General features: G+C 69.0%; 11 protein-coding genes. 1 reads left to right on the top strand and 10 read right to left on the bottom strand.

What is annotated here, in order from left to right:
• Position 1: 1 nt before the first annotated feature.
• The 10 genes from efp to K3888_RS03640 form a co-directional block, all read right to left on the bottom strand.
• Positions 2 to 565, bottom strand: coding sequence for an elongation factor P (gene efp, locus K3888_RS03685; RefSeq protein WP_230928871.1), 564 nt, complete (start codon positions 563 to 565; stop codon positions 2 to 4).
• A gap of 73 nt (positions 566 to 638) precedes the next feature.
• Positions 639 to 1739, bottom strand: coding sequence for a M24 family metallopeptidase (locus tag K3888_RS03680; RefSeq protein WP_230928870.1), 1101 nt, complete (start codon positions 1737 to 1739; stop codon positions 639 to 641).
• The gene (gene aroB, locus K3888_RS03675; RefSeq protein WP_230928869.1) at positions 1736 to 2863 is read right to left on the bottom strand and encodes a 3-dehydroquinate synthase; all 1128 of its coding nucleotides are present in this window, start codon (positions 2861 to 2863) and stop codon (positions 1736 to 1738) included. The genes K3888_RS03680 and aroB overlap by 4 nt, the downstream gene beginning before the upstream one ends.
• A 168-nt stretch (positions 2864 to 3031) precedes the next feature.
• A complete protein-coding gene (locus K3888_RS03670; protein ID WP_230928868.1) occupies positions 3032 to 3583 on the bottom strand; it encodes a shikimate kinase in 552 nt (183 codons plus the stop codon).
• Positions 3580 to 4782: a chorismate synthase gene (aroC, locus tag K3888_RS03665; protein WP_230929082.1), complete on the bottom strand. Its 1203-nt coding sequence runs from the start codon at positions 4780 to 4782 to the stop codon at positions 3580 to 3582. The genes K3888_RS03670 and aroC overlap by 4 nt, the downstream gene beginning before the upstream one ends.
• Positions 4783 to 4840: 58 nt before the next feature.
• Positions 4841 to 5692 (bottom strand): shikimate dehydrogenase, encoded by an 852-nt coding sequence (locus tag K3888_RS03660; protein WP_308281885.1) that lies wholly within the window; start codon positions 5690 to 5692, stop codon positions 4841 to 4843.
• 16 nt (positions 5693 to 5708) lie between these two features.
• Positions 5709 to 6818 (bottom strand): endolytic transglycosylase MltG, encoded by a 1110-nt coding sequence (locus K3888_RS03655; protein ID WP_230928866.1) that lies wholly within the window; start codon positions 6816 to 6818, stop codon positions 5709 to 5711.
• A gap of 156 nt (positions 6819 to 6974) precedes the next feature.
• Positions 6975 to 7475: a Holliday junction resolvase RuvX gene (gene ruvX / locus K3888_RS03650; RefSeq protein WP_230928865.1), complete on the bottom strand. Its 501-nt coding sequence runs from the start codon at positions 7473 to 7475 to the stop codon at positions 6975 to 6977.
• Positions 7472 to 10132: an alanine--tRNA ligase gene (gene alaS / locus K3888_RS03645; RefSeq protein ID WP_230928864.1), complete on the bottom strand. Its 2661-nt coding sequence runs from the start codon at positions 10130 to 10132 to the stop codon at positions 7472 to 7474. The genes ruvX and alaS overlap by 4 nt, the downstream gene beginning before the upstream one ends.
• Before the next feature lie 127 nt (positions 10133 to 10259).
• Positions 10260 to 11627, bottom strand: a complete 1368-nt coding sequence (locus K3888_RS03640; protein ID WP_372459522.1) for a replication-associated recombination protein A — start codon at positions 11625 to 11627, stop codon at positions 10260 to 10262.
• 170 nt (positions 11628 to 11797) lie between these two features.
• On the opposite strand from K3888_RS03640, the gene K3888_RS03635 reads away from it, so the two are divergent.
• Positions 11798 to 13108: an alkaline phosphatase family protein gene (locus K3888_RS03635; protein WP_230929080.1), complete on the top strand. Its 1311-nt coding sequence runs from the start codon at positions 11798 to 11800 to the stop codon at positions 13106 to 13108.
• Positions 13109 to 13124 lie beyond the last annotated feature (16 nt).

Below are 13124 nucleotides of genomic sequence, written 5' to 3'. Positions count from 1 at the left end.
ATCAGTCGTTCACCCGGCTGAGGTAGTGGCCGTCACGGGTGTCGATGCGCAGCTTGTCGCCGGTGTTGATGAACAGCGGAACCTGGACCTCGGCACCGGTCTCGAGGGTCGCCGGCTTGGTGCCGCCGGTCGACCTGTCACCCTGCAGGCCCGGATCGGTGTGCTGGACGACCAGGTCGACCGCGACCGGCATCTCGGCGAACAGCGGCAGGCCCTCGTGCATCGAGACCTGGACGCTGGTGTTCTCGAGCAGGAAGCGCGCGCCGTCCCCCATCACGACCGGCGAGACGTTGATCTGCTCGAAGTCCTGCTCGTCCATGAGGACGTAGTCCTCACCATCGCGGTACAGGAAAGTCATGTCCCGGCGGTCGACGGTGGCGGTCTCCACCTTCACGCCGGCGCTGAACGTCTTGTCGATGTTCTTGCCGGAGACCACGTTCTTCATCTTGGTCCGCACGAACGCTGGGCCTTTGCCGGGCTTGACGTGCTGGAACTCAACGATCTGCCACAGCTGGCCCTCCTCTTTGAGGACGAGACCGTTCTTGAAGTCGGCGGTGGACGCCATGGTGGATACTCCTTCGAAAGTCGTCCGCGGGCGGCCGGGAGAGCTGCCTCGCGGATAGTCGTGGATCTGGCCCTCAGAGAACGCTGAAGGCCTTCGAGGTAGTCGTCAGGGACCTGCCGCCACCGCCGCTGACGGCCACGGTGTCCTCGATTCGGATCCCGCCGAGGTCCGGAAGATAGATTCCGGGCTCGATGGTGATCACATCGCCGTCGGACAGTGTACTCGTGGACCTGCTGGACACAGCGGGCGCTTCATGCACGTCCAGCCCCACACCGTGCCCCAGGGAGTGACCGAAGTAACCGCCGTAACCCGCGGAGTCGATGATGCCTCGGCTGACCGCGTCCAGATCCGAGCAGGCGATCCCCGGCCGGACGGCCGCCACACCGGCGAGTTGCGCCTCGAGTACGACGGTATAGGCGTCGATGAGTCGGTCCGGCGCCTGTCCCAATGCCACGGTCCTCGTGCAGTCAGACGAATATCCCCCGACCATCGCGCCGAAGTCGATCACCACGAGTTCGCCGTCGGCGAGCAGACGGTCTCCGGGGACATGGTGCGGGTGTGCGCCGTTGGGGCCACTCGCCACGATCGTCTCGAACGCTACTCCGTCGGAACCCGCGCGGCGCATGGCGTGCTCGAGGTCGGCCGCCACGTCGCGTTCGCTCCGACCGGCTGCGATCGCGCCGCTGGTCAGCAGGTGTGTCCAGGCATCATCGACGACACCACAGGCTCGTTCGATGAGGGCGACCTCGGAGTCGTCCTTTCGCCGACGGACCTGCTCGACCACGCCACTGGTCTCGATCACCCGGGTGTCGGGGGCTCCGGTGTCGGCCAGTGTCCGCCGCAGCGCGGATGCCCCCGTCAGGGTCAGCTCGTCCGCCTCCACTGCGAGCGGTGCGTCAGCCGGGCCCCGGCGGCGGCCCAGAACACCGCTCACGTACTCGCGCGAGATCACGTGTCCGACATCCGGGGCCTGCTCCACGACCTGCAGTTCGTACCGCGAATCCGTGCACAGCACCGCCTGCCCGTCGGTCTCGACCAGGACCGCCCCGCCCGAACCACGGAACCCGGTCAGATAGGCGATGTTGCGTGGATCGGTGACCAACAGAGCGGTGGCACCGGTATCCACCAGTGCTGCTCCGACCGCCTCCCTCCGGTCCGAGAACCGCGCGGTCACAGCAGGATCCCCCCGCCGCTCGGCTTCCGGCCCTCTGAAATGGCGGCGTAGGCGGCGGTCATCAACGTGGGATCCGGTGCCTCCATACGTGAGGGCCGCGCCAGCCCGTCGAGAACGACAAGTCGGAGGAAGCCGGAGTGGTTCTTCTTGTCCCCGGCCATCAGTTCGAGCAGGCGCGGAAACGCGTCCTCGTCATAGCCGGTCGGCAGACCGATCGAGGACAGGATCGACCTGTGGCGATCCGCCGTCGCATCGTCCAGCCGCCCGGCCAGTCGGGCCAGTTCGGCCACGAAGCACATCCCGACGCTGATCGCGCCACCGTGCCGCCACCGGTACTGCTCGCGCCGCTCCACGGCGTGGCCCAGGGTGTGCCCGTAGTTGAGGATCTCGCGGAGCCCGGATTCCTTCAGATCCTGGCCGACCACGTCCGCCTTGACCTGGACGCTGCGGCGGATGAGGTCGACGATGATCTGGCCGCCCGGGTCCAGTGCGGCCTCGGGGTCCGCCTCGATGAGATCGAGGATCTCGGGGTCCGCGATGAAGCCGCACTTGACGACCTCGGCCATTCCCGAGATCAACTCGTTGCGCGGAACGGTCTCCAACGTCGCGGTGTCGATGAAGACCGCTGCCGGCTCGTGGAAGCTGCCCACGAGGTTCTTCCCGGCGTCGGTATTGATGCCGGTCTTTCCTCCGACAGCCGCGTCCACCATCGCCAACAGCGTGGTGGGGATGTGGATGACGCGCACGCCCCGCATCCAGGTGGCGGCGACGAACCCGGCGAGATCGGTGGCTGCGCCGCCGCCCAGGCTGACGATGGTGTCCTTGCGGTTCACCCCGATCTGCCCCAGCACGTCCCAACAGAATCCCGCCACGGCGAGATCCTTGCCCGCCTCGGCGTCGGGGATCTCGATGCGGTGTGCGTTGACCCCCGCCTCTTCGAGCTTCTCGCGGACCGCCTCGGCGGTCTGTGCCAGCGGGGGCTGGTAGAAGATCGCGACCGTCCGAGACGTGGAACAGGCCTCGATGATCTCGGGGAGCAGGCCACGGCCGATGACGACCGGGTACGGAGACTCCGAACGCACCTCCACGACTACGGGCTCATTGGTGTTCGATTCGTGGTTCATCTGCAGCTCCCGCTCGTCGCTTGTCGCCGTCTCCGGCTCGTCTCAAGGTGAATATGTGGGCCCCGGCGGTCCCGGGCCGTCGCCGTTCGGACAGTTCGCCGACCGGCCCGCTCCCGATGCTCGGCCCGGGCGCCACGCCCAGGCTAGGGGGAATGGCCGGGCCCCCGGTCACGGCCGCCGGCCTCTCCGCCTCGGATGCGGGTCACCGGACTCGAGCCTGTCGACGATGTCCGCCACCACCTTGCCGGAACTACGGCGTTCCGAGCTGACCGTGGTCCACGCGACCTCGCGGTACAGGGGCGAGCGTTCCGTGAGCAGCGTCTGGTAGCGAGCGGTCGCGTCACCCCCTGCGAGAAGTGGCCGGCCCGGCCCACGCGATCGCCGGACGCCCTCGGCCACACCGATGGTCAGGTGCACCACCTTCAGGCCCCTCAGCCGATGTCGCGTCGCCTCGGAGAGCACCGCGCCACCGCCGAGTGACAGGACGCCCTCGAATGATTCGAGCGTCTCGCCGATGACGCGCTCCTCGATGCGACGGAACTCCGGCTCCCCGCCGGTCGCGAAGATATCGGCGATGGAGCGGCCCTCCGCGTCCTCGATCAGGTGATCGGCGTCGCGGAAGGGGACGTCGAGACGGCGAGCCAGCTTCCGTCCGATGGTCGTCTTGCCGGCACCGGGCGGCCCCACGAGCACGGCGACCGGTCGTGCCGGGACGCTCATGCCTGGTCCGTCGTCCAGTTCAGACGCTCGGCCACCGCGGCACGATACCCCTCGACGTTCCGGCGGGTCTCGCCGAGCGAATCGCCACCGAACTTCTGGAGCACGGAACGGGCCAACACCAGCGCCACCATCGACTCGGCGACCACACCTGCGGCCGGGACGGCGCAGACGTCGGAACGCTGGTGAATCGCGGTCGCAGCGGATCCGTCCGCCATGTCCACAGTGCTCAGCGCGCGCGGAACAGTGGAGATCGGCTTCATGGCGGCGCGCACCCGTAGCGCCTGTCCGTTGGTCATGCCGCCCTCGAGACCACCGGCACGGTTGCTGCGACGCTCGACGCCGCCGGCGCCCCGGTCCATCTCATCGTGCGCGACACTTCCGCGGCGACGGGCGGTCTCGAAACCGTCACCGACCTCGACGCCCTTGATCGCCTGGATGCCCATGAGCGCACCGGCGAGTTGCGCGTCCAGGCGCTCCGCCCCCGACACATGGGATCCCAGGCCGATGGGGAGACCGTGGACCACCACCTCGACGACACCACCGAGCGTGTCACCGGCCTTCTTGGCCGCCTCGATCTCGGAGATCATCGACTCCCCCGCCGCAGCACCGAACGCCCGCACGGGGCTGGCGTCTATCGCCTCGAGGTCGGAGAAGTCGGGCTCGGCACCGACGTAGGGATCCGAGGCGCCGATCGAGATCACGTGGGAGAGCACCTCGACGCCCAGTACGTCGCGCAGCAGCGCGCGCGCCACCGTGCCGGCGGCGACACGGGCCGCGGTCTCCCGGGCGCTGGCGCGCTCGAGAACCATCCGGGCGTCGTCGAAGTCGTACTTGAGCATCCCGGAGAAATCGGCGTGGCCGGGACGCGGGCGGGTCAGGAGCGCTGCCCGCGCCTTGTCGTCGATCGACTCGGGATCGACCGGGTCGGCAGACATGATCTGCTCCCACTTCGGCCATTCGGTGTTTCCGACCTCGATCGCGATGGGCGAGCCCATCGTGCGACCGTGTCGCACACCGCCGAGGACGCGCACCGCGTCGGCCTCGAACTTCATCCGCGCGCCACGGCCGTACCCGAGACGACGCCGCGCAAGCTGCGCAGCGATCTCCTCGCTCGTCACCTCCACGTCGGCGATGACGCCCTCGATGATCGCCACGAGGGCCTGGCCATGGGATTCTCCGGCGGTGGTCCACTTCAGCACGTCGCCGATCATCCCATGACCTCGTGTCTCCGAGCACATCAGGCCCGCCGGAGAGGCCTCAGCGACCGAGTGCCTCCGCGAGCGCGGCGGCCATCTCGTCCCGAGGGGCGGGCAGCCCGGTGAACAGTTCGACCTGACCGAAGGCCTGATTGAGCAGCATCACGTCCCCGCCCACCACCGGGATCCCGGCTGCCGCCGCGACGGCACCGGCGGCGGTGGGCCACGGGTCGTACAGCACGTCGAAGAGGCGACGCGAACGGGAGACCAGGTCGACGATCTCCCTGATCCCCGGCTCGGGAACCGTGTTGACCAGGACATCGGCGTCCGCGATGGCCGCGGGCAGCGACGCGTCGCCGAGGAGGACCGTGGTGACCTCCAGCCCGAGTTCGCGCCCACAGTCGGCGGCGGGACCGGAATTGTCCCGACGTGAGGCCAGGACCACCTGGGCGGCGCCCATGTCGGCCAGGCCCGCCAGAACCGGACGTGCGGTCCCGCCGACTCCGAGAACGACCGCCGACGGCGAGGCGGGCAGGTCACCGAACGCGGCGAGCGCGCCCGTCACGCCGTCGACATCCGTGCAGTCGGCGAACCAGCCGTCGTTCCGCCGGACGAGCGTATTGGCGCTCCCCACGATCCGAGCGCGTTCGCTCACCACCGAGGCGTGTTCCAGCGCCGCGAACTTCCCCGGCATGGTGACCGAGTAGCCGATCCGATGACCGGGCGAGTCGTCGACGACGGCAGGGAGCATCGCCTCGTCGCAATCGATCCGCTCGTACGTCCAGCCCTCCAATCCGAGGGCGCGGTAGGCCGCTCCGTGCAGGACCGGTGAGAGAGAATGATCCACGGGGTGGCCGAGGACCGCTGCCGACCGCGGCCCCCCCGGCGCGACCGGGCCCTCGCCCGCCCCAATGACGTCGGGCGGCAGCTCAGCGCCCACTTGCCAGGACCCCGTTCGCGATGGCCTCACTCTGGTTGCGTTCGTGCTCCGGGTAGTCGTCGGCGAACCTGGTCGTACCCTGCATGTCGACCGTGACGAAGTAAAGCCAGGCGCCTTCGGCCGGGTTCTCCATCGCACGCAGCGCGTCGAGCCCCGGCGAGCCGATGGGGCCGTACGGCAGCCCGTCCATCGCGTAAGTGTTCCAGGGCGTGGCCGCCGCGCGATCGTCGTCGGTCGTGGCGATCTCCTGATCGGCGAGCGCATAGTTCACCGTCGAGTCGAACTGGAGCTGCATCGGCTCGGCCAGACGGTTGAGGATGACCCGCGCCACCTTGTCGAAGTCCTGGAGAGTGCCCTCCTTCTCGACGAGCGAGGCCGAGGTCAGCAACTGGTACGGCGTCAGACCGATTCTCTCGGCGGACGGAGCCAGGCCGGTGGCGTCGTAGGACGCCGTGGAGGACTCGATCAGCTGCCGGAGGATCTCCGCGGGTTCACCGTGCGGATCGATGTTGTGCACGCCGGGCGACACCAGGCCCTCGAGGCGACGAACCGGATCAGGAGCCGCCTGGACCTCGTTGATCGCCCAGGCCGGGACCCCCAGCGCAGCGGGGTCGATCTGGACCGCGGCGTCCACGATCTCCTGCGGCTGTCGGCAGGCGGGCTCGCTGTCCGGCGAATCGAGGTCACGGGTACACGTCGCGTCCGCGATCAGGGTGTAGATCCCCTTCTCCGTACCACCACCGACGACGACGGTGTCCAGAAGACGGCCACCGGGCTTGACGTCGATGAATCCGACACGGTTCTCCGGATCCGACAGCGCCTCCACCGCGGCGGCGGCACTCATCTCCTGCTGCACCTGGTAATAACCCGGCTGGATGCCCTCTACAGGCGTCCCGGCGGCCGCGGCGGTGAACGCCCGCGTGCTCGCGATGGCGCCGACGTCGTAGAGGCGGTCGCCCACCATGCCCAGTGAATCGCCGGCCTCGACGTGCAATAAGGCGTTCCCGGTGCCCGAACCGTCGAAATCCGGAGCCGCGCCGGTCTGGTTGTTGATATTGCGGAATGCCATGAACCCGAATGCCAGGACCACTCCGATCACGGCCGCCAGGAGGAGGAACCGGGTGGTACCCCCCGTGCGTGGTCGTCCTCGTGCCGCAGACATCATGCTCCTCGGTCAGGGATTAGAGGGAGCTGTCCCGCGGACAGCATCGTGCTCGGCGGCGAGTTTATCCAGCCCGCAGGTGCGACACGCCGATCACCCTCGGGCGCGCCGCGACTCGATCCAGGCCTGGAGCAGGACCACGGCCGCCGCCTGGTCGATGACATCGCGCTGTTTCCTGGTGTTTCGGCCGGCTCCATGGAGCGCGGCTCCCGCGGTCACCGTGGTGAGCCTCTCGTCCACGAAGTCCACCGGCAGGCCCGGGGACGACGTGGACAGAGCAGCCACGAACGAGCGGGCCATCGCGGTGGAGGCGGTCTCCCGCCCCTTCAGCGAGGTCGGTAATCCGACCACCACCCCCACCGCGTCGTACTCCTCGACGAGGTCGGACAGACGGCGGATCTCCGCCCCCCAGCCCGGGTCCCCGTCGACGACCCGGATCGTCTCTACAGGAGTGGCGAGGATCCCGTCGGGGTCGCACGAGGCGACCCCGATCCGGGCGGTCCCCACGTCGAGACCCACTCGGCGACCCCGCGTCCATCCCGCCGCCGGGGTCACGTCGCTCCCGCCGACAGGGCCGTGGCCGGCGGCGCTCACACGGCGTCCTGGACAGCGGTGCGCAGCGCCGCCACCGCAGCGTCGATCCCGGCCGGGTCAGTACCCGCGCCCTGGGCCATGTCGGGCTTTCCTCCGCCGCGAGCCCCGAGCGCCGGGGCGATGGCCTTGACCAGGTCGCCGGCCTTGAGACCCCGCTCCTGCGCGGTCGTGGTGACGGCGATGACGAACGGCACCTTCTCCTCGCCCGGAGCCGTGAGCAACACGACGGCGGGCTCGGAGCCGAGTCGACCCCTGAGGTCGGAAGCGAGCGTCCGGAGGTCGCCGGCAGCGGCCCCCGGCGCGCTATGGGCGAGGAAGCGGACCCCGCCCAGATCCTCCGCCGCGGCGGCGAGGCCAGCGGCCTGGGCGGCGAGCTGGGCGGCACGCAGCGCATCCAGCGACTTCTCGGCCTCACGCAGTCTCGCGGCCAGCGCCGCCACGCGATCCGGTACCTCGTCGGTGGGAGCCTTGAGCGACGTGGCGAGCCCGGACACGAGCGCCCGCTCCTTCGCCTGGTGGCGGTAGGCGTCCATACCGACGAAGGCCTCGACGCGACGGATGCCGGAGCCGACGGAGGACTCTCCGAGCAGGCTCACCGGGCCGATCTGCGTCGAGTTCGCCACGTGGGTGCCGCCACACAGCTCCATCGAGAACGGCCCGCCGATCTCGACGACCCGGACCTGAGACCCGTAGTTCTCCCCGAACAGGGCCATCGCACCCATCCGCTTGGCCTCGTCCAGCGAGGTCTCCACCGTGTTGACGGTGTAGTCCGCATCCACGGCGGTGTTGGTGACCTCCTCGACCTGTGCGAGGACATCGGAGGGAATCGAGCCGCTCCAGTTGAAGTCGAACCGCATGTACCCGGGCTTGTTCAGCGAGCCCGCCTGAACGGCCTCCGGCCCGAGGATCTGGCGCAGCGCGGCGTGGACGAGGTGGGTGGCCGAATGGCCCTGGGTGGCGCCCTTGCGCCAGTCCCGATCGACCGCGGCGGTGACGAGCTGCCCCGCCTCCGCCTGTCCGGCGGTCACGACACCCTTGTGAACCCAGAGCTTCTTACCGATCTTCTGCACGTCGTCGACGCGCATCTGGAAACCGGCGGTCGAGATGAGCCCGCGGTCGCCGATCTGGCCGCCCGACTCCGCATAGAACGGGGTGCGGTCGAGCAGGAACTCGACCTCATCGCCCTCGCTCGCCACCGGCACGGAGACGCCCCCGGAGACGATGCCCAGCAGCGTCGCCTCGTCGGACAGGTCCGTGAACCCGGTGAAGACGGTCTCCCCGGCGTCGAGGAAGTCCCGATACACCGACAGGTCCGCGTGCGCATGCTTCTTGGCCCGCGAATCTGCCTTGGCCCGGGCACGCTGCTCGGCCATGAGAGACCGGAATCCGTCCTCGTCCACCTCGAGGCCCGCCTCGGCCGCCATCTCCAGCGTGAGGTCAATCGGGAAGCCGTGGGTGTCATGCAGGGCGAATGCCTGACTCCCCGAGAGGACCGCGGCACCGGAACCGCGGGCATCCTCCGCCGCGCGCTCGAACAACTGGGTGCCGGACTCGAGAGTCTTGAGGAACGCCGCCTCCTCGGCCACCGCGATCCGTTCGATGCGGTCGTAGCCCGCGATCGTCTCCGGGAACGAGGGGCCGATGGCGTCACGGACGGTTGCCATGAACTCGGCCATCGTCTCCGTGGACGCACCGAGCAGGCGGACGGAGCGCACGATGCGACGAAGCAGCCGGCGGAGGATATACCCGCGGCCCTCGTTGCCCGGCGTGACCCCGTCGGAGATCAGCATGTACGCGGTGCGCGCGTGATCGGCGATCACCCGGAACCGCACGTCCGCGGCGCTGTCCACGCCGTATCGCGCGCCCGACAGGCGCTCGGCGGTATCGATCACCGGACGCAGCAGGTCGGTCTCGTAGACGTTCTCCACCCCCTGGAGCAGGAACGCGACGCGCTCCACGCCCATGCCGGTGTCGATATTCTGCTTGGGCAACGGCCCGAGGATCTCGAACGCGTCCTTGCCCGTGCCCTCGCCGCGCTCGTTCTGCATGAACACGAGGTTCCAGATCTCGATGTACCGGTCCTCGTCCGCCTCCGGGCCGCCCTCGACCCCGTATGCCGACCCGCGGTCGTAGAAGATCTCCGAGCAGGGACCGCAGGGTCCAGGGACGCCCATCGACCAGTAGTTGTCCGCCATCCCACGACGTTGGATCCGGGCCTCCGGGAGACCGATCACATCACGCCAGATACTGAAGGCCTCGTCGTCGTCGAGATAAACGGTGACCCACAGCAGAGCCGGATCGATCCCGAACCCGCCCTCGCCGGCGGACGAGGTGAGCAGCGACCACGCGTGGCGGATCGCCCCCTCCTTGAAGTAGTCACCGAAGGAGAAGTTACCGGCCATCTGGAAGAACGTGTTGTGCCGCGTGGTGATGCCGACCTCCTCGATGTCGAGGGTGCGCACACACTTCTGGATGGATGTCGCCGTGGCGTAGGCGGGGGTCTCCTGCCCGAGGAAGTACGGCTTGAACGGAACCATGCCCGCGTTCACGAACAGCAGATTGGGATCGTCGAGAACCAGCGACGCACTGGGGACCTCGGTATGTCCGGCCTTGACGAAATGGTCGAGAAAACGGCGCCGGATCTCATGGGTCTTCACTGGGGAGCCTCGCTGGGGTCTACGAAAGGACGTATCGGTCGACTCACCAGACTACCGCTGACGCCGTGAACGACCGAGATGCGCGGGGCCGCGGCCGGCAATACCGTGTCCGCCCGGCTCTTCGGCCCTACGACCCGCCCCGGGTGATCGAGCGCAGCTTGGCCAGGCGGGCCGCGAGTTCACGCTCATGGCCGTGACCGCTCGGCGCGTAATAGTCCCTGCCCACCAGTTCGTCGGGCGGGTACTGCTGCGTGGCGACACCGGCCGGTGCGTCGTGTGCATACCGGTATCCCACCCCGTTGCCCAGGCCTTTCGCGCCCGCATAGTGCCCGTCCCGCAGGTGCTTGGGCACCTCACCCACTCCCCCCGCCCGCACGTCGGACATCGCGGCATCGATCGCGGAGATGATCGCATTGGACTTGGGCGCCGTCGCGAGGTGAACCGTCGCCTGGGCCAGGGCCAGCCGACACTCGGGTAGGCCGACCTTCTGGACGATCTCCGCGGCCGCGGTTGCTGCCAACAACGCCGTGGGATCGGCCATCCCGATGTCCTCGCTCGCGTGCACCATCAATCGGCGGGCGATGAAGCGGGGGTCCTCGCCGGCGACCAGCATGCGGGCGAGATAGTGCAGCGCGGCATCCGCGTCGGACCCGCGGATGGACTTGATGAACGCGCTCGTGACGTCGTAATGCTGGTCACCGTCGCGGTCGTATCGCACCGGGGCCGAATCCAGGCTCAGCTCCACGATCTCCGGCGTCACTGAACCGTCCTCCGCGGCGCCGGCGGCGGCCTCGAGGATCGTGAGACTACGACGGGCGTCCCCTCCGGCGAGGCGGACGATGTCAGCGACCGCCTCGTCCGTGACGTCCACCTGCCCGCCCAGACCTCGCTCGTCCGCCACCGCGCGACGCAGTACGGTCTGCACCCCCTCGTCGTCGAGTCCCCGGAGTTCTGCGATGAGCGATCGGCTGAGCAACGGGGCGATCACCGAGAAGTGGGGGTTCTCCGTGGTCGCGGCCACCAGTAGAACGATCCCGTTCTCCACGGCGGCCAGGAGCGCGTCCTGCTGACTCTTGGAGAACCGGTGCACCTCGTCGATGAACAGGACGGTGCGTTGACCGTGGATCTGGCGCGTCCGGGCGTCGTCGATCACCGCGCGGACGTCCTTGACCCCAGCGCTCAGCGCCGACAACGCCACGAAATGCCGACCCGACGTGCTCGCGACCAGGTTCGCCAGAGTCGTCTTACCGGTGCCCGGCGGGCCGTACAGGATCACCGATGAGCCACCGCGGCCCTCGACCAGGCGTCGAAGCGGCGAGTTGTCCCGCAGCAGGTGGTCCTGACCGATGACCTCCTCGAGCGCACGTGGCCGCATGCGGACGGCCAGCGGTGCCGAAGGGTCGACGACCCGCCCCCCGCTGAGCGGGGAGCCGTAGCCCGTCCCGGCCACTCCGGGCGACCCGGGCGTGGCGAACAATCCGGCCTCGTCAGTCACACGGTCAGGCTACCGGGCCGCTCCGACACGCCACGGCCCCGTGCCCGACAGGTGAACGTTGGTCCAACTATCGGACGGAACGCTTCCGCAGATGACGCCCATGCGCTTGACTGGAGCATCGGACCGGTGACCCCATGTTCACCAGTGACAGGAAAGACACCCGCGAGACCATGTGCCAGATCGATCGCCACCATTCCCCCCGGGACCTCACGACCATCACGCGGCGAACCGCCCTCGCCGCGGGCGGTGCCGGGTTGCTCGCCGCGGTCGGTGCGACCGTCCTCGGTACGCCGGCGAAGGCGTGGGCCCGACCCACTCGCCCGGTGGCCGACGACCTGGACCTGTACGTGATCGTCACCGACGGGATGAATCCGGGCGAACTCAACCCCGCCCAGGCACCCACGCTGAACCGGTGGGCCGAGCACGGCACGCGTTACACCTCGGCGCAGGCCCACATGATCGCCGAGACGCTCCCGAACCACGCCGCGATGATGACCGGGGTCTTCCCTGACCGCAACGGCGTGCCCTCCAACAGTATCTGGGACCACGCGGCCGGTGAGGACCGGACGATGGACCGGGTCGATGACATCACCTACCCGACCGTTCTGGAGCGGGTCCGGGTCGAGGCGGGCCTGACGACCGCGAGCGTCCTGAGCAAGGACTACCTGCACGGCATCTTCACCGGCCGGGCCTCTGTGCAGTGGGCACCCTTCCCGCTGGTCCCCATCACCGATCACTCGTTGGACGAGTTCACGGTCGAGGCGCTCAAGCGGACGGTGACCGACCACAACCCACGGTTCACGTTCGTCAACCTCGGCGACATGGACCGGTTCGGGCACATGGACCTCACCGGTTACTCCCTCCGCGCCGCGCGGAACCAGGCCGTGTGGAACTCCGACCACAAGCTCTACCAGTTCGAGCGCTTCCTGCGGGACACCGGACGCTGGGAGCGTTCGGTGATCATGGTCCTGGCCGACCATTCCATGGACTGGTCGGTGCCGGAGAACGTCATCAGCGCCCAGGGCGCACTCGATGCCGACCCGGCGCTGCGTGGACGCTTCGGGATCGCCCAGAACGGGGGCGCCGACACCTTCACGTTCCTCGGCGACCCGGCCGAGCGCGACGCCGCGCTGGCCCGACTCCGACAGGTGGTCGCCGGGATCCCGGGCGTCAAGAGCCTGTACGACCCCGCCGATCTGCGTCTCGGCGACCGCGCCGGCGACCTGGTCGCCACCTGCCACCCGGGTTGGCGTTTCTCCGATCCGACGCCGCTGTCCAATCCGATCCCCGGCAACCACGGTCACGAGGTGACATTGCCGATCCCGTTCTTCATCAGCGGCGGCCACCGGATGGTGCGCCACGGCCAGGTGATAGACCGCCCGGTCACCACCCGCGACGTGGCCCCGACGGTCGCCCACCTCTTCGGTCTGAGCCACGACGACATGGACGGCTCCCCGGCGGTCGAGGCCTTCGACCTCTGACATCGCGCAGCGGAGC

This window comes from Dietzia aurantiaca, from assembly GCF_021033825.1.
GTDB lineage: Bacteria > Actinomycetota > Actinomycetes > Mycobacteriales > Mycobacteriaceae > Dietzia > Dietzia aurantiaca.
Note: the sequence above shows the minus strand (reverse complement) of the source record. Positions and strands in the feature narration are given on the sequence as shown.